Consider the following 25,823-nt stretch of genomic DNA (forward strand, 5'->3'; position numbering starts at 1 on the left):
CGTCTTCCTCTAGTACGCGAACGAGAGTTGTTCGGAATCGACGTCCTCGTGGGGGTGCTCGTCGTGTTCGAGCGGTCCTTCGATCACGTAGCGCCTGATCAGGAAGAACCAGACACATCCGAGGGCGGCGTAGAGCAGTGTGAAGGTCACGAGCGAGGCGACGACCAGACCCACCGGGTGGTCGGACACGCCTTGGTCCACGGTCAACCGAATCTGGTCGATTCCGTTCAAATTCGGTGCCACCACCCACGGTTGGCGCCCCATCTCGGTGAAGATCCAACCGGCACTGTTGGCGAGGAACGGCGTCGGAATCGCGGCGAGGCTGAGCCACGAGAACCATTTCTGGTCCGGCACCCTTCCGCCGCGAGTGACCCACAGGCCGGCGAGGGCAAGCAGTGCCGATCCGGCGGCGAGGCCGATCATCATTCGGAATGCCCAGTAGGTGACGAACAGGTTGGGCTTGTAGTTACCCGGTCCGAACTGCTGCTCGTACTGTTCCTGCAGTTGGTTGACCCCTTGGACCGTTGCGCCGAAGTCGTTCTCGGCGAGGAAGGACGTCAGTCCGGGGATGGAGATCAGGTGTTCCACCGACTCGCAGTTGTTGTGGGTTCCGACGGTGAGAAGCGAGAACGATGCACCGGTCTCCGTATCGCACAACGATTCTGCCGACGCCATCTTCATGGGCTGCTGCTCGAACATCAGCTTGCCCTGGATGTCTCCGGTGATCGCGAGTGCGCCGCCCGCGACGATCATGACGACGAAGGACAGCCGAGCCGCAGGACGGAACATGCTGCGCGAGTTGTCGCTTCGCCCCTCGCCCGTCGATGTGCCGCGTGCCTCACGCACCATCCACCAGCCCGAGATGCCTGCCACGAAGGTCGCAGCCGTCAGGAACGCGCCTGCGACAGCGTGTGGGAATGCCGCGAGTGCGGTGCTGTTGGTCATCAACTCCCAGATGCTCGTCAATTCGGCACGACCGGTCTCGGGGTTGAAGCGTGCGCCGACGGGATGCTGCATCCAGGAGTTGGCGGCGATGATGAAGTAGGCCGATGCGTTCACGCCGATCGCGACGAGCCAGATGGTGGCCAGGTGAACGAGTTTCGGCAGTCGGTTCCAGCCGAAGATCCACAGGCCGAGGAACGTCGATTCGAGGAAGAATGCGACGAGCCCTTCGAGCGCGAGGGGTGCTCCGAAGACGTCGCCGACGAACCGCGAGTACTCGCTCCAGTTCATTCCGAATTGGAACTCCTGAACGATTCCGGTGGCGACGCCGAGGGCGAAGTTGATGAGGAAGAGCTTGCCGAAGAACTTGGTGAGGCGGTACCAGGAGTCCTTCCCGGTGATGACCCACATGGTCTGCATCGCCGCGATGATCGGTGCAAGACCGATCGTGAGCGGCACCAGGATGAAGTGGTAGACGGTGGTGATCCCGAACTGCCACCTCGAGACGTCCAAGGCGTCCATGGCTACTCCGAACTCTCGGCCCGCGGGGAAGATACCGCTGCTTACGGGCGTGCCCCAGCGAGTTCGAGAGTACTACTACGCGTAGTAGTAGCTCAAGCGTCGGCGGCGGAGTCTCCGATCGATTCGACCGCCAGATCGACCATGGAACGCACGTCCTCGGCGATGGCCGGGACCGGAAGTTCGACGCCGTTGAGCGTCGTCACGCGGGCGGCGAGGGTGATGCTCGAGATCAACCAAACACCATCTGCTGCAACGAGATCGGCAGGGTACACGTTCGCACGCTCGCAGGTGTACCCCTTGCTCGACGCGACCTGGAACAGTGCGTCGACCGTGGTTCCCGCGAGAATGCCCTGCTCCACCGGGGGTGTGACGAGAGTCTTACCGCGTGCGAGCACCACGGTGGACCGCGGACCCTCCAGCACTCGCCCTTCGCTGCTGGTGAAGATGACGTCGTCGGCTCCGAGACGCGCCGCGTGCCGTAGTGCTGCCATGTTGGTCGCGTAGGACAGCGTCTTGGCGCCGAGCAATCCCCACGGCGCAGACGCCGCGTAATCGACCGAGTAACCGCGGTTCAACGTGACCACCGAGACACCGTCGTCCCGCGCTTTCGTCACCCGTTCGTTCAGCGGCCCCACCGTCGCATAGCCCGTCGGTTCCCCTCCGCTCTCGCGACCGCGGCTGAGCACGAGCCGCAACGCACCCTCCGCGTCGGACGTCCGGGTCCATTCGTCCACTGCGAGGCCGACGACGAGACGCCACGAATCCAGGTCCGGTGTCGGCAGGTCGAGGGCAGCGGCCGACGCCGTCAAGCGGGCCAGGTGAAGTTCGACACCGCACGGCGCTCCGCCGCGTACCAGGAGAGTCTCGAACACCCCGTCTCCGCGTACGGCCGCGAGATCGTCCGCATGCAGCAGCGGAGCGTCCGCGTCGTGAACCTGCCCGTCCAAGGTGACTACTACGCGATCCGACATGAACGCAGCCTACGTGGGCCCTGATGTCCGTTTTCACGTCCCGCGACGACCCGCTGTCACCGTGTCGACCTACTATGGAGGACGTGTCGGATACTGCTGTGATCGCACCGAGCCCACTTCTGACTTTCCCCGACGCCGTGCCGTCCCCGGAGAACACGCCGGACAGTGCCGTCGCGTGGCATTACGGAAACCCGTTCGGCGAACAACGGGACGCGGTGTCGAACGCTGCGGTGATCGACCGGTCCCATCGCTTCGTGATCGCGATCAGCGGTGAAGAGCGGCTGACCTGGCTCAACACCATCTCCAGCCAGCTCGTGTCGAATCTGCCCGACGGGCACTCCGCGGAGAACCTCTCGCTCGACGTCAACGGGCGCGTCGAGCACCATTTCGTGCAGACCGATCTGGACGGTGTCACGTGGATCGACACCGAGGCCGCGCACGGCTCGGACCTGTTGTCGTTCCTGAAGAAGATGGTGTTCTGGTCCAAGGCGGAACCCCGTGAAGGCAGCGAACTCGCCGTGCTGAGCCTGCTGGGCGCCGAAGCCGAGGCTGTTCTGGCCGCCGTCGGCGTGCCGGTGCCCGCGGAGGTCTACGACGCCGCCCCGCTCACCGGTGGCGGTTTCGTACGCCGCATGCCGTGGCCGGGCCGCAACGCCTTCGACCTGCTGGTTCCCCGGGCCGCGTTGACCGAGTGGTTCACCAGGCTGCGCGACGCCGGCGCCTCTCCCGCCGGAACGTGGACGTACGAGGCCCTGCGCGTGGAGTCGATCCGGCCTCGAGTCGGCGTGGACACCGACGAGAAGACCATCCCGCACGAGGTGCGGTGGATCGGCGGTGTGACCGAACTCGGGGCAGTTCACCTCGAGAAGGGCTGCTACCGAGGACAGGAGACGGTGGCTCGGGTGCACAACCTGGGGCGGCCGCCTCGCCACCTCGTCCTGCTTCATCTCGACGGTTCCGCGGACGGCCGGCCTGCCACCGGGGATGCGGTGACCGCGGGTGGTCGCACGATCGGTCGCCTCGGCACCGTCGTCGATCACTTCGAACTCGGTCCGGTTGCGCTCGCGTTGGTCAAGCGAACCGTTCCTGCGGGAACCGAGCTCACCGCCGGTCCGTGTGCGGCCTCCATCGACCCGGATTCGATTCCCGATTACGACGACGTCCAGGCCGGCCGCGCCGCCGTCGACCGACTTCGCGGGCGATGATCGCTGGGCAGGTCGACGCGGTGTGCGTCGTGCACGCGGACGTTCCGGTGGGCCGTCGAGGTGTCGTGGACAGCGCCATCGACAAGCGGCCGGTCGATCACCCGGTGCTCGTGCACGCCGACGGGGTGACCGGTGACTACAGCCTGGACACCAAGTTCCACGGCGGCGGCGATCAGGCCGTCTACGCCTACGACTCGGCGGAGGCCGATCGGTGGGCTGCAGACCTGGGCCGGGAGATTCCGCCCGGGTGGTTCGGCGAGAACCTGCGGACGTCCGGGATCGCGGTCACCGACGCCGTCGTCGGTTCGCGGTGGCGTCTCGGTGAGGTGGTTCTCGAGGTGACCATCGCGCGCAAGCCGTGCTCGACGTTCGCTCGGTGGGTGGGCGAGCCCAACTGGGTCAAACGGTTCACCGAGCGTGGCGACGTCGGGGCCTATCTGCGGGTGATCACGCCGGGCGCTCTCGAAGGCGGTGTCGGCATCTCGGTGGAGGATGTTCCGTCGCACGGAGTGACCGTTCGAGACCTGTTTCTCGGCCGAAACCCCGAGGGTCTGACGGAGCTTCTCGGTCGCGGCGATCTGCCGGTCAAGGTGGAACGGGACGCCAAGCTCGCGCTCCGAAAACATACCCAATCGTGATTCTTACCGGGACTCAGCACATTTTCGCAGGTTGCGGGCACTGCCTGCGCCGCTGAGATGAAGCAAACAGGCCGGACACGTACTCCGTATGAGCATCCGAGCGATTCGCGCGCTAGAGTGTGTGCCAGGAAGAAATACCAAATCTAACGGGGCGCCCAAATTTCCCCAGGCCGCCCCGCAAGTCCGCGAGGGGGCAACGCCATGGGCCGAGGCAGGGCTAAGGCAAAGCAGACAAAGGTCGCTCGTGAGCTGAAGTACAGCTCGCCGACAACGGACTTGGAGAGTCTGCAAAGAGAGCTCTCCGGTCATTCGTCCAACTCCCACCGTGGCGGTATCACCTCGGGCGGCATTTCCTCTTCGGACGCGGACGGCTATTCCCGCGCCGAAGAAGACGAATACGAGGACTGGCGACGCTGACAGCGAGTTGACAACGAAGTGAGGGGGAGCCGCACGGCGGCTCCCCCTCATTGTCGTTCGTGCTGGTCGCTCAGAAGCGTGGGTGGTTACCCAGCAGAAGCGCTCGCTCGGTCGCGGACTTGTCGCTCGACTTCTTGACCGTTCCCAGAGTCCAGCAGTCGATGTGCCGCGCCGTCAACACGGCCAGTGCACGGTCGACGTCCTCGGGTGCGACGATGGCGACCATGCCGACGCCCATGTTGAACGTCTGCTCCATCTCGGCGCGCTCGACGCGGCCACGCTGGGCGATCAGCGAGAACACCGGCGCTGGGCTCCACGTCGTACGGTCGAGTTCTGCGACGAGGCCTGCAGGCATCACACGTCCGAGATTGTTGGCAAGCCCGCCGCCGGTGACGTGGCAGAACGTGCGCACGTCGGTTTCCGCGGCGAGTGCAAGGCAGTCCTTGGCGTAGATCTTCGTCGGCTCGAGCAATTCTTCGCCCAGGGTGCGGCCGAACTCCTCGACGTGCCCGCCGAGGTCCATGTGGTTGATCTCGAGCAGAACCTTGCGCGCCAGGGAGTATCCGTTGGAGTGCAGTCCCGACGAGCCCATCGCGATCACGACGTCACCGGGACGCACACGGTCCGGTCCGAGGACTGCATCAGCCTCGACGACGCCCACGCCGGTGGCGGAGAGGTCGTAGTCCCCGTCGGCCATGAGCCCGGGGTGCTCGGCCGTCTCGCCGCCGAGGAGCGCACAGCCGGCGATGACGCAGCCCTCTGCGATGCCCTTGACGAGTTCTGCGACCATCTCGGGGACGACGCGCCCCACGGCGATGTAGTCCTGCAGGAACAGCGGTTCGGCTCCGCACACGACGAGGTCGTCGACGACCATCGCGACGAGGTCGAGCCCGAGGGTGTCGTGCTTGCCGAGCGCCTGCGCGACGGCAATCTTGGTGCCGACGCCGTCGGTGGACGCAGCGAGAATCGGTTCGCGGTAGTCACCCTTGAGCGCGAAGAGGCCGGCGAATCCGCCCAGGCCACCCATGACCTCGGGACGCGATGCCTTCTTCGCCAGCGGCGCGAACAGCTCGACGGCCCGGTCACCCGCGGCGATGTCGACGCCGGCCGCAGCGTAGGAAGCACCACCCGAGGAGGTTGCGCTCTGTGGTCGGGTTTCCTCGGTCATGCGGCTCCAGCCTTGTACTCGTGATCGTTGCACACCAAATGCGCGCAATTGCGCTCTAACGGTACCGGAGTCCGATCCGTCGATGCAGGATGCCGTGGATGTAGCCGAGACTATTTAGTTCGCGTAACGTTCTTGTTGCGTCGATGTGCCGGTCGGGGGACTTCGGACCAGGAGGCAACATATGTGCGGAATCACGGGATGGGTGTCCTACGGGCGGGATCTACGTGGCGAAAATCGAACGCTGCGCGCCATGACCGACACCATGACCCGACGAGGACCCGATGACGAGGGACTGTGGACGTCCGAGCACGCAGCCCTCGGGCATCGTCGCCTCGCCATCATCGACCTACCCGGTGGCCATCAGCCGATGATCCACCGCAGGCTCGACGGCACCGAAGCCGTCATCGTCTACAGCGGCGAGACCTACAACTTCCGCGAGCTCCGCGGAGTGATCGGCGGCGACTTCCGAACCAGCAGTGACACCGAGGTGGTTCTTCGCGCCCACGAGAAGTGGGGCGAGAACGCGGTCCCACAACTCAACGGCATGTTCGCGTACGCACTGTGGGACACAGCAACCGAGGAACTCCTCCTCGTCCGCGACCGCCTGGGCGTCAAGCCCCTCTACTACCTCGAAACCGAGGACGGAGTCCTGTTCGGCTCCGAACCGAAAGCGATACTTGCCAATTCACTGGCCTCCAAGAACGTCGGTATCGACGGTCTGCGTCGACTCCTCGGTTTCGTCGCCGATCCGTCGAACGCGGTGTTCGACGGTATGAAGGAAGTTCCGCCCGGTCACGTCGTTCGAGTGACCGCGCACGGTGCACACGAAGTGAAATACTGGGGCCTCGACGATCACGAGCACACCCATGACCTCGACACCACGATCCGCACGGTTCGAGAGCTGCTGGACGACACTGCATCTCGCCAGCTCATCGCCGACGTTCCTCTGTGCACACTCCTGTCGGGAGGGCTCGACTCGTCGGCGTTGACCGCACTCGCGGCCGGCCGGCTCGCCGCCGAGGGCACAGGACCTGTGCGGTCGTTCGCCGTCGACTTCGTGGGGTACGCGGACAACTTCGTCGCCGACGGTCTCCGCGACGCGCCCGACACGAAGTTCGTGCAGGACGTGGCCCAGCACGTGGCGTCGGACCACCGAGACATCGTGCTGAGCAACGACGACCTGCTCGATCCGGTTCACCGGGCAGCCGTGCTGGCCGCACGGGACTACCCGGGACTCGGCGACATGGACACCTCGCTGTATCTGCTGTTCAAGGCCGTACGCGAGCAATCGACGGTGGCGCTGTCCGGCGAGTCCGCGGACGAGGTGTTCGGCGGGTACGCCGATTTCCACGACCCGAACGTGGTTGCCGCCGATACGTTCCCATGGCTGGCCGGGTCGATGGCGCAGGGCAGGGACACGACGTCGCCGTTCTCGCTCGATCTGCAACGTCAGCTCGACATGGAGGGGTACTACGAGAATGAGTATCGGCGGGCGCTGGCGGAAGTTCCGAGACGACCCGGTGACGAGGGCCTGGAAGCCCGGATGCGCGAGATCTCCTACCTCTACCTGACTCGCTTCCTTCCGTTGCTGCTCGAGCGCAAGGACAGGATGAGCATGGCCGTGGGGCTGGAGGTTCGGGTGCCGTTCTGCGATCACCGCCTGGTGCAGTACGTGTTCGGTACACCCTGGGCGTTCAAGACCTTCGACGGCCGCGAGAAGAGCCTTCTGCGTGCCGCGACGGCGGATCTACTGCCGCAGTCGGTCGTGCAGCGTGTGAAGAGCCCGTACCCGAGCACCCAGGATCCGCAGTACTCGATGACGATCCTGCAGGAGCTCGGCGCCGTTCTGGACGATTCCAACGCACCGATCGCGGCCCTGCTGGACCGAACCGGCGTCGAGAAGATCCTGGGCGCTCAGAACGATCCGCACGCCCGGCATGCCGCGGAGCGGGTAGTCGGCATCAACTCCTGGCTGGCCGATCACACCATAAGTCTGTAGCGGCTCCGCCGCACGTCAGCGGATCAGGGCCTGCTGAGAGCACTCACGTTGGCGTTGGTGGATTCCGACGCCTGTCCGGCGGCGGTGGCGAGCATGCCTTCGAGGACGTGCTTGCCCAGTGCGTTGTCGGCGGGAAGCTCGATGGGGTACTTGCCCGTGAAACATGCGGTGCACAGCCGAGATTCGGGCTGCTCCGACGCCGCGATCATGCCTTCGGTGGAGATGTAACCGAGGGAGTCGGCACCGATGGCTTGACGCACCCCTTCGAGGATTCCGTCCTCGGAGTCGACGCCGTTGGCGATCAACTCGGCGGGAGACGCGAAGTCGATACCGTAGAAGCATGGCCAGCGGACGGGCGGCGACGCGATCCGTACGTGGATCTCGAGCGCACCGGCTTCCCGCAGCATCCTGATCAGGGCGCGCTGAGTATTGCCGCGCACGATCGAATCGTCCACGACCACGAGCCTTTTGCCCCGAATGACCTCTTTGAGGGGGTTGAGCTTGAGGCGGATTCCGAGTTGCCGGATGGTCTGCGACGGCTGGATGAACGTACGTCCCACGTAGGCGTTCTTCATCAGTCCCTGGCCGTACGGAATTCCGGAGCCCTGCGCGAATCCGACGGCAGCGGGCGTTCCCGACTCGGGAACCGGAATCACCAGGTCACCCTCGGCGGGGTGCTCCTCGGCGAGCCGACGACCGATCTCGACGCGAGTGGAGTGCACCGAACGGCCACCGATGACGGAGTCCGGGCGCGCGAGGTAGACGTACTCGAACACGCAGCCCTTGGGTTCCGGCGCCGCGAACCGCGAGGAGCGAACACCGTCGGCGTCGATGGCCAGGAGTTCGCCCGGCTCGATGTCACGCACGAATGCGGCTCCGACGATGTCGAGCGCTGCGGTCTCGCTGGCGACGACCCATCCTCGGTCCAGGCGTCCGAGGGACAGCGGACGGATTCCGTGGGGATCACGCGCGGCGTACAGCGTGTGCTCGTCCATGAAGGTGAGGCAGAATGCGCCCTTCAGAGTGGGGAGCAGTTCCATCGCAGCTTGCTCGATGGTGCGGTCTGCGGCCTTGTGCGCCAGCAGTGCGGTGACGACATCGGAATCCGACGTGCCGTTGCCCTGCAACCGGTCGCTGATCAGGCCCTCTTCGCGGGCTCGCGTCGCCAGTTCGGCGAAGTTGACGAGGTTGCCGTTGTGGCCGAGGGCGATACCCGTACCGGCCGTCGTGGTCCGGAAGATCGGCTGCGCGTTCTCCCACGTCACCGAGCCGCTGGTGGAGTAGCGGCAGTGTCCGATGGCGACGTGCCCCGGCATGGCGCCGAGGGTCTGCTCGTCGAACACCTGGCTGACCAGGCCGAGATCTTTGAACACCAGGACCTGGGAACCGTCGGAGACGGCGATGCCGGCAGCTTCCTGGCCTCTGTGCTGCAATGCGTACAGGCCGTAATAGGAGAGCTTGGCTACATCCTCCCCCGGGGCCCACACTCCGAATACGCCGCATTCTTCCCGAGGTTCGTTCTCGGGTTCGTCTACAGGCTTGCCTACCAGAAGATTTGGACTGTCGACCGAGATATCGGCAGAGGTCACAACACTGCTCCCTTGGGGGACGGGGCGGGGGGCATGTACCAGTCTACGGGCACACAGGCCATGCCAACGCATCGTGGGCGAGTGACATTCCCCGGTTGTCTGTTTTGCGGTAACCGGCTGTCCACTTGGCCTACGTCAGGCACGCAGGATCGGTAACCAATGTCCGACTTCGCTCGCCCTGCTGCCCGACGCCGTGATCGAACCGTCGTTCAGCGCGTCGTCGAATGCTCGGACTCCGGTCGCGACCTCCAGCCACGTGCGCGGATCGGTCTCGACCACATTGGGAGGTGTGCCCCTGGTGTGCCGCGGGCCGACGATGCACTGCACCGCGACGAACGGCGGAACCCGAACCTCGACGCTGGATCCCGGCGCCACCTGGGCCAAGGTGCGAGCGGTGGTGCGGACGGCGTCGGCGACGGCCGCGCGCGGCGGCTTGTCGAGGGAGGCGTCGCGCACCCAGTCGGCGACGGCCAGAACGGCGGTTCGAACCTGCTCGGGGGTGACCGTCTTACTCGGAGCCATGCCGATCAGCCTATTCGGGTCGTTCCTGCAGGCTCCACTCCCGGCTCAGGACGCGGTCCCCAGTGCACAGAAGTCCGCCCGGCAGGTCACATTCGGCCCTGCGAGGTCGAATTGTGTGCAGCCAGGACCGCTCCGGAGGCGTTCACCCCGTAGTGAAGAAGCATCGGCGCGAGCACGCTGCCACTTCTTCGGTGCAGCCACGAGAACAACGCACCCGCCAGCATGGTTCCGGCAACAGTTCCGATCACGGAATCCCCGGCAGCACGGGCGGGATGGATGTGCCAGAGGCCGAAGAACACCGGCGACAGCGACGGGGACACGTCGTCGAACACGGCTCTGAACACCAGCTCTTCGGTGACGACGGTTCCGATCGGGATCCGAAACAACACCCACTCGGCGAGGTTGTCGTCCGACGGTCGAACTCGGGTGGCCAGCGCGGGTACGGATGCGATCACGACCGAAGCCAGGGCGGGTACCGCCGCCGCACCGAGCCCCCACTTCAGACCGCTTCGCCATTTGCTCGACCCGAGCGGAGCCCGTGTCACTGCGGCCAGCGAAATCCCGAACGCTGCGTTCACCACCGTGCGCGGTCGGTCAGGCAAGTTCAGCGCAGGTACGACGGCCGTACTCCATGCCGTCGTGACCGCGCCCAGAGCGAGACCTTTCACTTCTCGGGGCCGTCGCGACCTGCGTATTCGTCCATCACGGCGCGCACTTTCTCGGTGTCCTCCGCAGTCCATCCTGCGGGCGCCGCAACGGCGACCCAGCCGTCGAGAACGAGGGTCCCGTAGTTGTGACCGTGACCGTCGGGCACGCCCGCGGCGTTGGTCAGATCGGCTGCGACTTGCCAGAAGGTGACGATCGGGAACCAGCGCATGTCGGGCAGACGGTCGGGGCCAGGAGCTTCCGACAGCCAGTCGGGGCGCTCGAACAGCAGGTCGGGCGACCACCAGACGACCGGGTCGGACGCGTGCTGCACGTAGAGGATGCGGGGACTGAGCCACGGCTGACCCTCGGGCGGGATCCCGGACGAGTTGTCGGCGAAACGGACGACGAGACCATCGGCGTAGACGGGCCGTACTTCGGGGCTACCCGGGTCGCGGCGGTTCTTGAACTGGGACCACAGCCGGTTCGCGTTCGGCGGCCCGACCCACAGGACGCCGTCGACGCTGTCCCGGATCTCGGCGAGACCGTCGAAGGCACCTTCACCGGACTGCGTTCCGAGGCTTTCGCCGTAGACGTACAGCTTGGGCCTGGTGGCCTCCGGTTCCTGTAGCCAGCGCTCGTGGACCTTGTCGATCAACGCCTTACCCGCCTCGGCCGCTTTGTCGCGTTCGGCGAGGAACGAGATCCAACTGGGTAGGTAGGAGTACTGCGCGGCGACGGTGGCGACGTCGCCGCCGAACATCAGTTCCTCGGCTTCGATCGCGGTGGGGTTGACCCATCCGGTTCCCGTGGTCGGGACGACGACCAGGGCCTGACGCTCGAAGGCTCCGGTGCGTTCGAGTTCCTGTACGACGATGTCGAGCCGCTCGTCCTGTGTCTCGGCGGTCTCCAACCCGGCGTAGGCGCGGATCGGTTCCAGCGCAGGCTGTCCGAGGCCGTAAGAGATCTCCTGTGCGCTCAGTCCGCTGGAGACGAAGTTGCGTCCTTCGAATCCGAGGGTGTCCCAGGGCGCGAGAGATTGTGGGCTGCCGGATCGCTCGGGTTCGGTGGGTTGTTCTGCGCCTTCGCGAGTTTCGTTGTTCTGCAGGCTGAAGATCGAATTGGTCACGTCGGAGACTGCCCGCAGCAGAACACCTTGGACGAGCGCGATGACCAGAACGACGATGAGGACGACCCCGATGACGTTCGCGACCTCACGGGGCATCTTGACGACCTTGTTGAGCTGGCGCGCGACGAAGCGAACCAGGTCACGCAGCACACGCATGCCCGAGATGAACAGCGCGGCGACGCCGATGCTCAACGCACCGGTGCGGAAGTATCCGGTGGTGGTCGTTCCCTCGGCGTCCATCAACGCGGCAAGTTCGCGCTGCCATCCGGCGGACAGGTACAGCATGTACAGCGATGCGAGGATCGCGAGCGGCGGGATGGCGAACTTGACGTAGAGCTCGACCCGACGCGGCATGGGCCACCACGTCTTCCGGTCGAGGTACCACCTCCGAGCCGCCCAGCCGACGGCCACGCCGAAGCCGTAACCGATGGCCGCGTTGATTCCGCCGATCAGTCCCTGGAACAACCAGTCACGCGGCAGCAGCGACGGTGTCAGCGACCAGCAGAAGAACAGCGCGCTGAAGACGATGCCCGTGAAATCGAGTTTCAGCAGCCCCCACGCCCACATGACGAGGGGATGCCGTTCGGGAGAAGGCACCGCGAACTCGATCGGCAGACGGTGATGCGTGTGTTCACGCTCGACCGTGTCGACGGCCCCTTCCGATGCCTCTCCCCCGCTCACTGCCCTACCCGAAAAGTCTGGGAAGGGTGCTCTCGAAAGTGTCACGGAGTTCGGTCATCTCGACGGCGAACTGGCCCTGAACTTCGATCTCGTCCGAACCCTCGTCGACGACGCCGATGCGCGTCCACGGGAGGTTACGGGCGGTGCACATGCCGGTGAAGCGAGTCTCCTCGGTGCGCGGCACAGCGACGAGCACGCGGCCGGAGGACTCGGAGAACAAGGTGACGAACGGGTCGGCGCCTTCGGGAAGCAGGATGCGGCAACCGGTTTCGCCCGCCAACGCTGCTTCGACGACAGCCTGAGCCAGGCCGCCCTCGGAGAGATCGTGCGCGGCGGAGATCAGTCCGTCACGAGATCCGGCGAGCAGAATGTCGGCGAGCAGCTGCTCGCGGGCCAGATCGACCTTCGGCGGCACGCCACCGAGATGATCGTGCTCGACCTGTGCCCAGATGGATCCGTCGAACTCGTCGTGGGTGTCGCCGAGGAGGATCAGTGTCTCGCCGGGCTCGAGGCCGAGGCCGGTGGGGACGCGGCGGTGCACGTCGTCGATGACACCGAGGACTCCGACGACCGGCGTCGGGAGGATCGCTTCGGAGCCCGTCTGGTTGTAGAAGCTGACGTTTCCGCCGGTGACGGGAATGCCGAGGGTGACGCAGCCGTCGGCGAGACCGCGAACGGCCTGCTGGAACTGCCACATGACGCCCGGATCCTCGGGTGATCCGAAGTTGAGGCAGTTGGTGACGGCCTTCGGGGTCGCACCGGTGACGGCGACGTTGCGGAACGCCTCGGCGAGCGCGAGTTGTGCGCCCTGGTACGGGTCGAGTGCGGTGTACCGGCCCGACGCGTCCGTGGCCAGCGCGATACCGCGGCCCGTCGTCTCGTCGATCCGAATCACACCGGCGTCAGCGTTCTCGGCGAGCACGGTATTCCCGCGGACGTAGCGGTCGTACTGCTCGGTGATGAACTTGCGGCTGCAGAGCTGTGGGCTGCCGATCATCTTCAGCAGCGTTGCCTTCAGTTCCTCGGCGGTCTCGGGGCGCTTCAGCGACGCGGTGGTGTTCGCGACGAGTGCGTCCTGAGCGGCGGGACGCTGCACGGGCCGCGAGTACACCGGGCCCTCGTGGGCGACGGTCTTCGGCGGAACGTCGACGACGGTCTCCCCGTGCCACGTGATCTCGAGGTTGTCACCGTCGGTGACCTCGCCGATCACCGTCGCGAGAACATCCCACTTCTTGCAGACGGCCATGAACTTGTCGACGTTCTCCGGCGTCACCACGGCGCACATGCGTTCCTGGGACTCGCTCGAGAGCACCTCGGCCGGGGTCATGCCGGTAGCGCGCATCGGGACCTGCTCGAGCGCGATGTGCATGCCACCACTGCCTGCCGACGCGAGTTCGGACGTCGCGCAGGACAATCCGGCGCCGCCGAGGTCCTGGATCCCGACGACGAGCTTCTCGGCATACAGCTCGAGACACGCCTCGATGAGGACCTTCTCGGTGAACGGGTCGCCGACCTGAACGGCAGGAAGCTTCTTCCTGCTTTTCGATGGTCCAGCTCCGGCTCCGCCTTCGTGTTCCGCTCCGGTCTCATCACCGTCGAACGTCTCCGAGGCCAGCACGGACACGCCACCGATGCCGTCGAGACCCGTGCGAGCGCCGAACAGGATGATCTTGTTGCCCAGGCCCGACGCGAACGCGAGATGCATGTCCTCGACGCGCATGACACCTGCACACAGAGCGTTGAGCAGTGGGTTGCCCGCGTAGGAGGCGTCGAACACCGTTTCGCCGCCGACGTTGGGGAGGCCGAGCGAGTTTCCGTAGCCGCCGACGCCGGAGACGATGCCCGAGAGGACGCGACGTGTATCGGGCGCATCTGCAGCACCGAAACGCAGCTGGTCCATGACGGCGATGGGCCGCGCGCCCATGGCCATGATGTCGCGGACGATGCCGCCGACGCCCGTCGCCGCACCCTGGTAGGGCTCGACGTACGACGGGTGGTTGTGGCTTTCCACCTTGAACGTGACGGCCCATCCGTCACCGACGTCGACGACGCCTGCGTTCTCGCCGATGCCCGCGAGCATCGACTTACGCATCTCGTCGGTGGTGGTCTCGCCGAAGTACTTCAGGTGCACCTTGGAGGACTTGTAGGAGCAGTGCTCGCTCCACATGACGGAGTACATCGCCAGCTCGGCATCCGTCGGCCTGCGACCGAGGATTTCCTTGATGCGGGCGTACTCGTCGTCCTTGAGTCCGAGTTCTTTGTACGGCTGCGCAACATCCGGCGTAGCGACTGCGGCGGAGACAGTGTCAATTTTCACAAAGCTGTCGGACACGAGGAGTGGGGTCCCTTCCTGGAGCGAAATGCCAGGGGGAGTCTATCCGTGCAGGGTGACAGGCCCCAAAAGCAGCGTGCAAACATTGTGCCGTGGATACCCCTTCTGTCGCCTCTTCAGGCTCCGCTCCCATCGCGTTGACGGAGAACGATCTGGACGAATCGGGCGTCCTGACGCCTCAGATGGTGGTCAAGGGTGTGGATGTCCCCAGAAAAGCCGTTGTCTGCTTCTTCGCGGAAGTGATCGAGTCCATAGCCGGTCAGGGCAAGGCACGCGTCCTGTCGGTGCTTCGATCCGAGCACGGCGAGCATCCCGTCTACGAGATCGAGCGGGGCGGTGAACGGCTCGCCGTGTTCCATCCGGGAGTCGGCGCACCCCTGGCCGCACTGTTCCTCGAAGAGGCGATCGCGCTCGGCTGCTCGGAGTTCGTCGCCGTCGGGGGCGCGGGAGCACTGACCGATCAGCTCGGCATGGGTCACGTCATGGTTGTCGACAGCGCTGTCCGCGACGAGGGAACGTCGTTCCACTACCTCCCGCCCGGACGGGTCGTCGACGCCGATCCTGCAGGCGTCACGGTGCTGCAGAACGTGCTGACGGAGGCCGGGATCGCGCACGTCACGGGTCGATCCTGGACCACCGACGCTTTGTACCGCGAAACCCGAAGCAGAGTCTCCCGGCGCGTCGACGAGGGCTGCCTGACGGTCGACATGGAAGCGTCGGCGTTCTGCGCGGTCGCCCGGTATCGCGGCGTGCGGTTCGCGCAACTGCTGTACGCGGGCGACTCCCTGGCCGCGGACTGGGAGCACCGCGGCTGGACCAAGGCAGGCACCGTCCGCGAGCAACTGTTCTGGCTCGCGGCCGACGCGTGCCTGCAGCTGAGCTAGCTAGGCCAACGGAGCCAGGAACGCAGCGAGGGCGTCGGCGTAGGCCTTCACATCGGAGGCGCCCATGAGCTCGCGTGCGCTGTGCATGGCGAGCTGTGCGGCACCGACGTCGACGGTCGACAGGCCCGTCCGTGAGGCCGTGATCGGGCCGATCGTCGAACCGCAGGGCAGATCGGCGCGGTGAACGTAGCGCTGCAGTGGCACCCCCGCCTGGTCGCAGGCCAGTGCGAATGCTCCTGCACCCGCGGAATCCGTTGCGTACCTGAGGTTCTGGTTGACCTTGAGCACGGGCCCTCCACCGAGTTCGATGCGATGCGCGGGTTCGTGTCGGTCCGGGTAGTTCGGATGCGTCGCGTGCGCCATGTCACCGGAGGCGCAGATGGATCCGGCCATGGTGCGGAGAAACTCCTCGCGACCGCCGCCGCGGCCCAACACGATTCGCTCGAGCACCGTGTTGAGCAGGTCCGAGAACGCGCCACGGTCGGACATGCTGCCGACTTCCTCGTGGTCGAACAATGCCAGCACCGGGGTGACGTCCGCCGGATTCTGCACTGCCGCAATCAAAGCCTGAGTACCCGCGTAGCACGTTCCCTGGTTGTCGAGCCTCGGTGCGCTGACCAGTTCGCTCTGAGCGCCGACGACTGCGCTGGGCGCGAGGTCGTGCGTCATCAGCTCCCACCCGAGAACCGTCGACGGGTCGACGCCTTCGCGTTCCGCGACGAACGAGATGAACGATCGCGGTGAGTTACCCACGCCCCAAATGGCATTGACGTGTCGTTGCGGGTCCAAGGTCACGCCCTTGCGATCCTCGGACAGGTGAATTGCGAGCTGCGGGACACGGAGAATCGGTTCGTCGACCTTGACGAGCACCTCACGCAGCCCGTTGCCGTCGCGCACACTGAGTCGACCGGACACACCGAGATCGCGGTCGAGCCACGAATTGAGCCACGCTCCCCCGTACGGCTCGAGGCCGACCATCTGCCATCCCGCCGACTCCAGATCAGGGTGCTGCTTGACGCGCAGGTTGGGGCTGTCGGTGTGTCCGCCGACGATCCGGAATGCGGCGCTGCTGCTCTCGGTACTCCATGCGACGAGCGACCCGCCGCGGATGAGGTAGTACCGCCCTGCCTCGGCCGGCCAGGCTTCGGTCTCGTCGACGCGGACGAAACCTACCTCCTCGAGCTGCACCGCTACGGTGCGGCACACATGGAACGGCGACGGCGACACGTCGACGAAATTGCACAGACCAGCGGCAGACGCAAGAGACGACATGGGAACCATTGTGTCAGTAGCTGCGTCGAACAGAGCAAGGACCACACATCGACTCGGGGGCGTCATGAATCATCTGGCAGCGCAGGCATCGGGACCGGCTACGACAGCCATCGTCCGCAAGAAAGTGATCGAGGCATTCGGCAGGCACGGGGTGAAGCTGACGAAGATCGACGCCACCACTCTGAAGACCGACGACGGCCACCACGTGACGCTCGAGAATCTGACGGCACGCTGCCTCGGTGCTCCGCGGAAGTACTGGGGCGAGATCATCGAGATCCATGTCGCAACCATGCTCGAGTCACAGCGACTGAGTGACCCGCAGTATCTGCTGAACATGCCGGACGACGAGTTCTACATGCGATTGCGTGAGCGGGTCACTGCGCCGAGCGCGTTGCCGGGCAGGGGCGACTTCCGCTATTCGACTCCGCTGGTCGATGCGCCGAATTCACCACGCCGAGTGCTGAACTTGACGTTTCCGGACCTTGCGTTGACTCTCGAAGGTCGGTATCTGGAGAATCGAGACCTCGAGGCCGCGTGGGCGTTCGGTCGCGACAACACAGCCGCGATGACCTTCGACGATCGCGAAACACTGACCAAGGACGATGTGACGATCGACGTGTGCAAAGGCGATTCGATCTATCTCGCATCCAAGGTCGCGAACATGCCCACGCTGATCGCCGATCACCTCGGCGATTCACCGTTCGGCGTTCTGTTCGTCGTTCCCAATGCCTACGAGATCGACTACTACAAACCCTTCGAGTTCGACGCCACCGTTCGTGCGTCGACACTGCTCGTGCAGTTGGCGCGCATATTCTCTCGGGACACCCCGAATCCGCTGTCCCAGGATCTCTACTTCTGGCGTGACGGGCAGTACTGCCAGGTCAACGGTAGTTCGTCGGCAGATCTGTTCGAGCGGACTCTCGCCGAGCTCTAGTGCGCGCCCGAGACGCAGAATGCGTTTCCGTCCGGATCGGTCAGGGTGACCCAGCGGAATTCGCCCATCGTGTGCTCGTCGACCTTGGACGCACCCGAATCGACCAGAGCCGTCACCTCGGTGTCGAGATCCGCCGTCGTCAGATCCAGGTGGATTCGGTTCTTGCCCGGCGTCGGGTCGTCGACCTTCTGGAAGGCAAGGCGGTACGGCGCCGAGGGCAGCGAGACGGTGTAGAACCACCCGTCGTTCTCTTCTTCGATGGTTCCGCCGGTCCTGGCCGCCCACCACGTCGCGAGCGGTCCAGGATCGGAGGAGTCGATCGTGATCATCACCGGTGTCAGGGTCATGCGTCGGAGAATAGACCCTGCTTCCTGCTAGGCCGAGACGATTGCGTCCAGTGCCGAGTAGAAGATGCCGAGGCCGTCGTCGCTGGGGCCGGTGAGGGGCTCGGTGGCGTGCTCGGGATGCGGCATGAGTCCGACGACGCGGCCGTTGGGCGAGGAGATTCCGGCGATGTCCCGCTGGCTACCGTTCGGGTTGGATCCGCTGTAGCGGAACACGACGCGGCCTTCGCCCTCGAGCTCGTCGAGCACGTTCTGTGATGCCTGGAACCGGCCTTCGGCGTTCTTGACCGGGATCAGGATCTCGGCACCCGTCTCGTAGCGCGACGACCACGCGGTGTCCGAGTTCTCCACTTTCAGCCACTGGTCGCGGCAGACGAAGTGCAGGCCCTCGTTGCGGGTCAGCGCGCCGGGAAGCAGGCCGACTTCACACAGAACTTGGAAGCCGTTGCAGATGCCGAGGACCGGCATGCCGCTTTCGGCCGCCTTGACGACGGATTCCATGACGGGTGCGAACCGGGCGATCGCGCCTGCACGCAGGTAGTCGCCGTAGGAGAACCCGCCGGGGACGACGATGGCGTCCACGTTCTTCAGGTCCGCGTCGGCGTGCCACAGACTGACGGCCTCGCCGCCGGCGAGCGTCACGGCGCGGGAGGCGTCGACGTCGTCGAGAGTTCCGGGGAAGGTGATGACCCCCACGCGGGCGGACGAGTTGCGTGTGCTCATGCTTCTCGGGTGACCTTCCAGTCCTCGATGACGGTGTTCGCGAGGAGCGATTCCGCGATCTTCTCGAGCTCGGCGTCGTCGACGCTGTCGTCGACCTCCAACTCGAACCGCTTGCCCTGCCTGACGTCGGAGACGCCTGCTACGCCGAGACGACCAAGCGCGCCTGCGATGGCCTGACCCTGCGGGTCGAGGATTTCGGCCTTGGGCATGACATCGACAACTACTCGGGCCACGAGGGAGCTCCTTGGATAAGACAAATACCGGCGGTGAAGAGTTTACGCAGCACCAGCGCGAGCCGCGAAACTGCGCTTAGTGTGGAGGAATGAAGCTGACGCACTTCGGACATTCCTGTGTACTCGTCGAGCTGAACGGCACCACGGTGCTGTTCGATCCCGGCAACTTCTCACACGGCTTCGAGGGCATCACCGGGCTCGACGCCATTCTGATCACCCACCAGCACCCCGACCACGTCGACCTCGAGCGTCTTCCTGCACTGGTGGACGGCAATCCGAACGCAGCGTTGTTCGCGGATCCGATGACCGCGTCGCAACTCGGCGAGCGGTGGACGGCCACACACGCGGGCCAGACGTTCTCCGTCGGCGGCATCCAGGTGAGTGGTGTCGGCGGAACCCATGCCGTCATCCACCCCGAACTGCCCGTGATCGACAACACTGGCTATCTGCTGGGGACACCGGAGAATCCGGGGCAACTGTTCCATCCCGGCGACTCGTTGTTCGTTCCCGAGCAGAAGGTGGACGTGCTGGCGCTCCCGACTGCGGCGCCGTGGTCGAAGCTCTCGGAGAACGTCGAGTTTCTGCGCGCAGTCGCACCTCGGACCGCGTTCCCGATCCACCAGGCCGTCGTCGCCGAGGAGGCCAGGGGAATCTACTACGGCCGGTTCAAGGACATGGCCGACGAGAACACCGAATTCCGCGAGCTTCCTCAGGAATCCTCCCTCTCCATGTGAGTAAAAATATAGGCCGGGGACAGGAGCGGAGCCTGCGGAGCGACCCGATGGCACTGTCATCTCCACTCACATCAACCGGTCACCTCGGGCGGCAGAGTGTCCAGCATGATCACGGAGCTCCCGTCCCACTGGTAGCGGATTGCGGCGGGGCCACCGGCGGGTGCTGCGAACGCCTCGTCGGCGACGAGCCAGCGATAGTTCACGGTGATCGTGTCGGCGGTCTGGGTTGCAACACTCGTGAAGCTGTACGGCGCTGCCGTCGCCGTGCCGAGGTACACACCGTTGCCGAAGAACAGAATGTGCTCCGGTGTGCTCGCGGTTGCATACGGCGACGCCGCAGCTTCCACCCACGTGAACGCCGCACAGGGATCACCTGTCCGGCCTGCGGTCCAGGCTTCGTCCGGGAAGTATCGCGGAATGGATGCCACAGCATCGGCGACCACGGCAGCGTCCACACATGTCTTCGGCTGGACCGGGGTCACTGTCGGAGCTGCGTCCGCCGTCGGGATCCTGATGTCCGACGGAAGGGCAGGGACCGGCGACGGAACCACGACCGACGGCAGCGCGCCCACCGAGGGTGCAACCGTCGGCGTCGCGGCCTGCTGCCCCGGCGCGGCAGTGGATTCCGACACTGCGGTCGCTGTGCCGCCATCGGTGTTTCCGCAGGCCACAGCGGCCATCATGCAGAGGGTCACGAGCACGATTCTTTTCATGGCGCCGCCTCGACATCGATTGCATCGTCGAGGGTTACATCCACTGGACCAGGTGGTCCGTTACGTCACGATCTCATAACCCCGCGAGCGGTCAGGCTGCTCTCACCCTGCGAACGTGTTCGTACACGCCCGGTGTTGCACCGCTGTAGAGCGCCAGGTCGACCGCGTCCAGGATTGCCTGCCGGGGACCGCTGCGGCCCAGTTGTTTTGCGCTGACCGCCAATCGGACGGTGCCGCCGCGTCGGGCGGTACGTCCGGCGCCGATGACCAGTGCTCGACACCACCAGGGTTCGGCTTTGAAGCCTTCGCCGATGCCCAGGACTCGTGCCCGTACGAGCGATCCCGATTCCAGATCGTGAATTGCACTGAGGCCGGCGATCATTCGAAAGCCGGCCTCGGGCAGAGCGGCAACTGCTCCGGGTGATGCGATCCACCTCGGCGCTGCGAACACCCTTGTGCGCAAGCCGGTCTGCTCCATGACCCGGTCGGCGGCCATGAGCCGCAGCCGTGCTTCGTGACGTGGAAGTGCTGCGAATTCGGCTCGGCGACGCTTGGTCGCGGCCTGGTCGTACCCGTGCAGGACTATCGCATCCCCCAGGTCCCGACGCCCTCGCAGCCAGTCCTGGGTGTTCTCGTCTTTCGTGAGCCGGTACTTGTCCTTCAGCCGCGGCGCAACGAGAAGCGACTGCGCGACGCCACGCTTGTCCAGTTCGAGGGCGAACTCCGCTGCGTTGTCGCAGGTGTCGTCCCTGATTCCGCTCACCGACACGATCAGTGCTCCAGACATGCCGCGAGCCTCGCACACCGATGTGAACGAGGCTCGACGGCAGAATTGATCGCGTCTAAACGGCGATGTTCTCCTTGGGCAGGATCTTGTCGATCGCAGCCAGTACTTCAGGGGCGTCCGGCTCGGTACGTGGGCGGAAGCGGTTGGTGACGACGCCCTCGGGTGAGATCAGGAACTTCTCGAAGTTCCACTGGATGTCTCCTGCGACGCCTTCTGCGTCCTCGGTCTTGGTGAGCTCCGCGTAGAGCGGGTGCCGGTTCTCTCCGTTGACCTCGATCTTCTCCGTGATGGGGAAGGTGACGCCGTAGGTGGTGGAGCAGAACGTTTCGATTTCCTCGGCGGTGCCGGGCTCCTGACCACCGAACTGGTTGCAAGGAACGCCGATGACGGACAGTCCCTTCGCCGAGTATTCGGTGGCAAGCTTCTCGAGTGTGGCGTACTGAGGCGTCAGGCCGCACTTCGAGGCGACATTCACCACGAGGACGGCTCTGCCCGCGTACTCGTCGAGCGAGGTGGGCGCACCGCCCAGCGTGTTGATGCCGATGTTCTGGACTTCAGTCATTCCACGAACTTACCTGTGGGTACCGACTTCTGGTGAGTTGGCTGTCCGAACACACAAGAGCGACCCTCCGAGTGGGAGGGCCGCTCTTGTACTACACGCCTGGTGACGGGGGGTGCGCGTCACCAGGCGGGGTCTTTTACGCCTTGGCTGCGGCTTTATCGAGCTCGACGCGCTTGTCGTCTTCCGGGAGATGGTCGTCGACCATGGTCTCCTCGTCGAACGGCAGGTCTCCGTCGAGGACGGTCTTGACGCGTGACGCGTCGATCGTCTTGGTCCAGGTTCCCACGAGAAGGGTTGCAACTGCGTTGCCGGAGAAGTTCGTGAGTGCCCGGGCCTCGGACATGAACCGGTCGATGCCGACGATCATGCCGACGCCGTCGAGCAGTTCGGGGCGGTGGCTCTGCAGGCCGCCCGCGAGGGTTGCCAGACCGGCACCGGAGACTCCGGCAGCACCCTTCGACGCGATGATCATGAAGAGCAGCAAGGAGAACTGCTCGGGGATCGAGAGCGGCATGTTCATCGCGTCGGCGATGAAGATCGACGCCATGGTCAGGTAGATGGCGGTGCCGTCGAGGTTGAACGAGTATCCGGTCGGGACGACGATGCCGACGGTGGTGCGCTCGACGCCGACATGCTCCATCTTGGCGATCAGACGCGGCAGAGCCGACTCGGACGAGCTCGTCGCGACGATGAGCAGGTATTCGCGCCCCAGGTACTTGGCCAGCTTGAAGATCGAGAAGCCGGACACGAACTTCAGGATCAGGCCGAGGAAGCCGAACACGAAGATGAAGCACGTGATGTAGAACGCCAGCATCAGTGTGCCGAGCTGAACGACAGCGTCGAATCCGGTCTTGCCGACCACACCGGCGATGGCGCCGAAAGCGCCGATCGGGGCGAGCCACAGGATCATCGTCAGGATGCGGAACACGAGCTTCTGCACTGCGCCGATGCCCTTGAGGATGCCCTCGCCCTGCTTGCCCATGGCCTGGAGTGCGAAGCCGACGAGGATGGCGACGAACAACGTCTGCAGCACCGAGCCTGCGGTCAAGGACGACAACAGCGACTCGGGGATGATTCCGGCGATGAAGTCCATCGTGCCGCCTGCACCTTCGGCGTCCTCGGCGTACTCCGAACCACCGCCTGGCACGATGTTCAGGCCGGTGCCTGGCTGGATCAAGTTGCCGACGACCATGCCGATGCCGAGGGCGATCGTCGACATTCCGATGAAGTAGGCGAGCGCGAGCCCGCCGACCTTGCCGACACTGGCTGCAGCTTTGACCGAGCCGATGCCGAGAACGATGGTGCAGAAGATGACCGGGCTGATCATCATCTTGATCAAGCTGACGAAGAGGGTGCCGAGCACTGCGAGCTCGACACCGAAGTCCTTCCACAGGAGACCGACGGCAACACCGGCGACCACGGCGATGATCACCGCGATGTAGAGCCAGTGCGTCTTGTCGCGCTTCTTCTTCGGTTCCGGCGCCGGATTCCGGTTTTCAGCATCGATGCTGGTAGTCATGGGTACGTCCTTTGTGACTAATGGAGTGAGTTGGATCACGCCTTGCTAGAGGACGATGTTGGTGGAATTCGTGACCGTAGTCACGAATACGTTCATTCTGTTCACGAGAACCGGGTACGAAACAAAGGAACGAAACGTGGCGAAGCGTCCGACGAGCGTTGCAGGGCAAGTTCTGATCCTGCAATTGATCGTCATGGCCGTCATCGTGCTTGCCGGCGGGTTCCTGACCATCGTCAACGAGCGGTCCAACAGCGACGAGGCGACCCGCCGCGAGGTCATCGCCGTCGCGGCGAGCATCGCCAACGAACCGTCGACGCCGACGGCGATCGCCTCGGACGACCCCACTGCGTACCTGCAACCGGAGACCGAACGGATCCGAAAGGTCACCGGCGTCGACTTCATCGTCGTGATGGCGCCGGACCGAACTCGTTTCACTCACACCACCGTCGACCTGATCGGTCAGCCGTTCAGCGGCAACATCGATCGCGCACTCGAGGGTGAGACGTTCACCGAGACCTACGTCGGGTCGCTCGGTCCCTCGATCCGCGCGGTGACGCCGGTGACCGACTCCACCGGCGCCATCGTCGGCCTGGTGTCGGCCGGGGTGACGAGGGACAAGATCAGCGATCAGTTCCTGGCCGGGCTTCCTCTCATCGTCGGGGTGGTGATCTCGGCCTTCATCGTCGCCGCCGGCGGCTCGGTGGCACTGAGCCGACGACTTCGTCGTCAGACGTTGGGCATGGCGCCGGACGAGTTGCGTTCGATGTACGAGCATCACGACGCCGTTCTGCACTCCATCAGCGAAGGGTTGCTCGTGTTCGGCAAGCGGGACACGGCGGAAATCGTCAACGACGAGGCCAGGCGGCTCCTCGATCTCCCCGACGGCCCTGTTCGACGGACGGACCTGCCGGAATCACTGCAGCACATGACGTCCGGCGGCGAACTCCACCTGACCGAAACCCGCGTGCTGGTCGTCAACTCCGACCCGGTGATGTGGGAGGGTCGACGCCTCGGCGACGTTCTCACGATCCGCGATCGAACGGAATTGCAAGGGGTGATCGGTGAACTCGATTCGGTGCGGAGCTTCGCCGAATCGCTGCGTTCGCAGGCGCACGAGTCCGCGAATCGCCTGCACACCGTCATCACGATGGTGGAACTCGGTCGGCCGCAGGAAGCTGTCGAGTTCGCGACTGCGGACCTCGAACTGTCGCAGAACTTGATCGACCGATTGATGAGTGCCGTGGGTGAACCCGCACTGGCCGCCTTGTTGTTGGGCAAAGTCAGTCAGGCAGCCGAGCAGAGCGTCGAACTCACGATCACCGAGGACACAGCACTCGAACATGCCGGCATCGTCACTCCGCGGGAATTGGTCACGCTGGTCGGTAATTTGATAGACAATGCAATCGATGCGTCGAAGGAAGCAGAGCAGCCGTGGGTCGAAGTGACGGTGCGTGATTCGGAATCGGAGCTGATGGTTCGGGTGTCCGACAGCGGCCCGGGGATGCCCGCCGACGTACTGAGAACTGCACTGACCCGCGGATACTCGACCAAATCCGGGTCGCGCGGCCTGGGTCTGGCTTTGGTGACACAGGTGGTCAATCGGTACCGCGGATCACTGACCTCCGAGGTCACCTACGGTTCGGTGTTGACCGCGACCATTCCGCTGGGGAGGCCCTCGTGATCCGAGTGTTGATAGTCGAGGACGAACCGTTGATCGCCGAGGCGCATCGCAGCTACGTCGAGCGCGTTCCGGGTTTCACCGTCGTCGCCCTGGCGCACACAGGGTCGGCCGCACTGCGGGCCGCAGCCGAAGCCGTCGAACCGATCGACCTGGTGCTGCTGGACATCGGCCTGCCCGATTCCAACGGCATCGACGTCGCCGCAGCGCTCGGCGGCCTCCGGCCCAGCCCGGACGTCATCGCCATCACGTCGGAGCGTGACCTCTCGGTGGTCCGATCCGCCGTGGCCCACGGTGTCGTTCTGTACCTACTGAAGCCGTTCACGTTCGCCGCGTTTCGGGACAAGCTGGACCGGTACCGCGAGTTCCACGACGCCCTTCCCGCGGGAGAGAACGCCGCGAGCCAGCGGGACATAGACCGCGCGATGTCCCACCTGCGCACCGCGGACGAACGCGCCTCGACCCCGAAAGGCATTGCACCGCAGACGATGGACGGCGTCACCGCAATCGTCCGCGACGCCCCCGACGGGCTCAACGCGTCCGAGGCCGCCAAGCTCGTCGGAGTCTCGCGCGTGACGGCCTGGCGGTACCTCGAGCGCCTCGCCGACGACGGCCTGGTCACCCGGAACACCGAGTACGGAAAGGCCGGTCGCCCGCAGGTCAGGTACGTCTGGCGCTGA

At 65.0% G+C, this 25,823-nt stretch carries 25 protein-coding genes; 9 read left to right on the forward strand and 16 right to left on the reverse strand.

Features of this window, described 5'->3' with window-relative positions:
- Window positions 1-9: 9 nt before the first annotated feature.
- Together CH292_RS03830 and CH292_RS03835 are read right to left on the reverse strand one after the other, a co-directional pair.
- The gene (locus CH292_RS03830; RefSeq protein WP_020111551.1) at window positions 10-1,464 is read right to left on the reverse strand and encodes a cytochrome ubiquinol oxidase subunit I; all 1,455 of its coding nucleotides are present in this window, start codon (window positions 1,462-1,464) and stop codon (window positions 10-12) included.
- 92 nt (window positions 1,465-1,556) lie between these two features.
- Window positions 1,557-2,435 carry an aminodeoxychorismate lyase gene (locus CH292_RS03835; RefSeq protein ID WP_019667364.1) on the reverse strand — a complete coding sequence of 293 codons (879 nt, stop codon included), beginning with the start codon at window positions 2,433-2,435 and terminating at the stop codon, window positions 1,557-1,559.
- 74 nt (window positions 2,436-2,509) lie between these two features.
- On the opposite strand from CH292_RS03835, the gene CH292_RS03840 reads away from it, so the two are divergent.
- The 3 genes from CH292_RS03840 to CH292_RS03850 all read left to right on the forward strand — a co-directional run bounded on the left by CH292_RS03840 (window position 2,510) and on the right by CH292_RS03850 (window position 4,695).
- Window positions 2,510-3,640, forward strand: a complete 1,131-nt coding sequence (locus tag CH292_RS03840; RefSeq protein ID WP_094654022.1) for a folate-binding protein YgfZ — start codon at window positions 2,510-2,512, stop codon at window positions 3,638-3,640.
- A complete protein-coding gene (locus tag CH292_RS03845) occupies window positions 3,637-4,278 on the forward strand; it encodes an MOSC domain-containing protein (protein ID WP_020111552.1) in 642 nt (213 codons plus the stop codon). The genes CH292_RS03840 and CH292_RS03845 overlap by 4 nt, the downstream gene beginning before the upstream one ends.
- Before the next feature lie 201 nt (window positions 4,279-4,479).
- Window positions 4,480-4,695, forward strand: coding sequence for a DUF3073 domain-containing protein (locus tag CH292_RS03850; protein WP_080732843.1), 216 nt, complete (start codon window positions 4,480-4,482; stop codon window positions 4,693-4,695).
- 70 nt (window positions 4,696-4,765) lie between these two features.
- Here CH292_RS03850 and purM read toward each other — a convergent pair whose 3' ends face one another.
- Complete coding sequence (purM, locus tag CH292_RS03855; protein WP_019667367.1) at window positions 4,766-5,863, reverse strand: phosphoribosylformylglycinamidine cyclo-ligase; 1,098 nt, start codon at window positions 5,861-5,863, stop codon at window positions 4,766-4,768.
- A 181-nt stretch (window positions 5,864-6,044) separates the two neighbouring features.
- On the opposite strand from purM, the gene asnB reads away from it, so the two are divergent.
- On the forward strand, window positions 6,045-7,862 hold the full coding sequence (gene asnB / locus CH292_RS03860) for an asparagine synthase (glutamine-hydrolyzing) (RefSeq protein ID WP_094654023.1): 1,818 nt from the start codon (window positions 6,045-6,047) through the stop codon (window positions 7,860-7,862).
- A 23-nt stretch (window positions 7,863-7,885) separates the two neighbouring features.
- Here the strand turns inward: asnB and purF are convergent, their stop codons facing one another.
- From purF to purL, 5 genes are all read right to left on the reverse strand, one after another.
- Window positions 7,886-9,451 (reverse strand): amidophosphoribosyltransferase, encoded by a 1,566-nt coding sequence (purF, locus tag CH292_RS03865; RefSeq protein ID WP_026348179.1) that lies wholly within the window; start codon window positions 9,449-9,451, stop codon window positions 7,886-7,888.
- Window positions 9,452-9,586: 135 nt separating this feature from the next.
- The gene (locus CH292_RS03870; RefSeq protein ID WP_019667370.1) at window positions 9,587-9,973 is read right to left on the reverse strand and encodes a sterol carrier family protein; all 387 of its coding nucleotides are present in this window, start codon (window positions 9,971-9,973) and stop codon (window positions 9,587-9,589) included.
- An 86-nt stretch (window positions 9,974-10,059) separates the two neighbouring features.
- The gene (locus CH292_RS03875) at window positions 10,060-10,641 is read right to left on the reverse strand and encodes a CPBP family intramembrane glutamic endopeptidase (RefSeq protein ID WP_094654024.1); all 582 of its coding nucleotides are present in this window, start codon (window positions 10,639-10,641) and stop codon (window positions 10,060-10,062) included.
- Window positions 10,638-12,428, reverse strand: coding sequence for an alpha/beta-hydrolase family protein (locus tag CH292_RS03880; RefSeq protein WP_094654025.1), 1,791 nt, complete (start codon window positions 12,426-12,428; stop codon window positions 10,638-10,640). The genes CH292_RS03875 and CH292_RS03880 overlap by 4 nt, the downstream gene beginning before the upstream one ends.
- Window positions 12,429-12,432: 4 nt before the next feature.
- Window positions 12,433-14,745, reverse strand: coding sequence for a phosphoribosylformylglycinamidine synthase subunit PurL (gene purL, locus CH292_RS03885; protein ID WP_094627359.1), 2,313 nt, complete (start codon window positions 14,743-14,745; stop codon window positions 12,433-12,435).
- Window positions 14,746-14,852: 107 nt separating this feature from the next.
- On the opposite strand from purL, the gene CH292_RS03890 reads away from it, so the two are divergent.
- Window positions 14,853-15,644, forward strand: coding sequence for a nucleoside phosphorylase (locus tag CH292_RS03890; protein WP_230621130.1), 792 nt, complete (start codon window positions 14,853-14,855; stop codon window positions 15,642-15,644).
- Here the strand turns inward: CH292_RS03890 and CH292_RS03895 are convergent, their stop codons facing one another.
- Window positions 15,645-16,925, reverse strand: a complete 1,281-nt coding sequence (locus CH292_RS03895; protein WP_094627327.1) for a M18 family aminopeptidase — start codon at window positions 16,923-16,925, stop codon at window positions 15,645-15,647.
- Between the two features lie 55 nt (window positions 16,926-16,980).
- On the opposite strand from CH292_RS03895, the gene CH292_RS03900 reads away from it, so the two are divergent.
- Window positions 16,981-17,850, forward strand: coding sequence for a hypothetical protein (locus CH292_RS03900; protein WP_033190665.1), 870 nt, complete (start codon window positions 16,981-16,983; stop codon window positions 17,848-17,850).
- Here CH292_RS03900 and CH292_RS03905 read toward each other — a convergent pair.
- From CH292_RS03905 to purS, 3 genes are read right to left on the reverse strand one after another with little or no spacing between them, the layout of a single operon-like run.
- Window positions 17,847-18,197, reverse strand: coding sequence for a VOC family protein (locus CH292_RS03905; protein ID WP_019667377.1), 351 nt, complete (start codon window positions 18,195-18,197; stop codon window positions 17,847-17,849). The two genes, CH292_RS03900 and CH292_RS03905, sit on opposite strands and share 4 nt — an antisense overlap.
- A 27-nt stretch (window positions 18,198-18,224) precedes the next feature.
- Window positions 18,225-18,917 (reverse strand): phosphoribosylformylglycinamidine synthase subunit PurQ, encoded by a 693-nt coding sequence (purQ, locus tag CH292_RS03910; protein ID WP_094654026.1) that lies wholly within the window; start codon window positions 18,915-18,917, stop codon window positions 18,225-18,227.
- Entirely contained in the window at window positions 18,914-19,150 is a 237-nt protein-coding gene (gene purS / locus CH292_RS03915) for a phosphoribosylformylglycinamidine synthase subunit PurS (RefSeq protein WP_026348182.1), read from the reverse strand. Before purS ends, purQ begins: the two co-directional genes overlap by 4 nt.
- 89 nt (window positions 19,151-19,239) lie before the next feature.
- On the opposite strand from purS, the gene CH292_RS03920 reads away from it, so the two are divergent.
- A complete protein-coding gene (locus CH292_RS03920) occupies window positions 19,240-19,884 on the forward strand; it encodes an MBL fold metallo-hydrolase (protein WP_094654027.1) in 645 nt (214 codons plus the stop codon).
- 71 nt (window positions 19,885-19,955) lie between these two features.
- Here the strand turns inward: CH292_RS03920 and CH292_RS03925 are convergent, their stop codons facing one another.
- The 4 genes from CH292_RS03925 to CH292_RS03940 all read right to left on the reverse strand — a co-directional run bounded on the left by CH292_RS03925 (window position 19,956) and on the right by CH292_RS03940 (window position 23,465).
- Window positions 19,956-20,597, reverse strand: coding sequence for an LppP/LprE family lipoprotein (locus CH292_RS03925; protein WP_094654028.1), 642 nt, complete (start codon window positions 20,595-20,597; stop codon window positions 19,956-19,958).
- 91 nt (window positions 20,598-20,688) lie between these two features.
- Entirely contained in the window at window positions 20,689-21,384 is a 696-nt protein-coding gene (locus CH292_RS03930; RefSeq protein ID WP_019667382.1) for a DUF2334 domain-containing protein, read from the reverse strand.
- 55 nt (window positions 21,385-21,439) lie between these two features.
- Window positions 21,440-21,946: a glutathione peroxidase gene (locus CH292_RS03935; RefSeq protein WP_019667383.1), complete on the reverse strand. Its 507-nt coding sequence runs from the start codon at window positions 21,944-21,946 to the stop codon at window positions 21,440-21,442.
- Window positions 21,947-22,082: 136 nt separating this feature from the next.
- Complete coding sequence (locus CH292_RS03940; RefSeq protein WP_019667384.1) at window positions 22,083-23,465, reverse strand: C4-dicarboxylate transporter DctA; 1,383 nt, start codon at window positions 23,463-23,465, stop codon at window positions 22,083-22,085.
- Window positions 23,466-23,658: 193 nt separating this feature from the next.
- Between CH292_RS03940 and CH292_RS03945 the strand changes: the two genes are divergently transcribed.
- Both CH292_RS03945 and CH292_RS03950 read left to right on the forward strand, forming a co-directional pair.
- Window positions 23,659-25,146, forward strand: a complete 1,488-nt coding sequence (locus tag CH292_RS03945; protein WP_230621146.1) for a sensor histidine kinase — start codon at window positions 23,659-23,661, stop codon at window positions 25,144-25,146.
- Complete coding sequence (locus tag CH292_RS03950; protein WP_019667386.1) at window positions 25,143-25,823, forward strand: response regulator; 681 nt, start codon at window positions 25,143-25,145, stop codon at window positions 25,821-25,823. Before CH292_RS03945 ends, CH292_RS03950 begins: the two co-directional genes overlap by 4 nt.

Source organism: Rhodococcus sp. 14-2470-1a, from assembly GCF_002259425.1.
GTDB lineage: Bacteria > Actinomycetota > Actinomycetes > Mycobacteriales > Mycobacteriaceae > Rhodococcoides > Rhodococcoides fascians_E.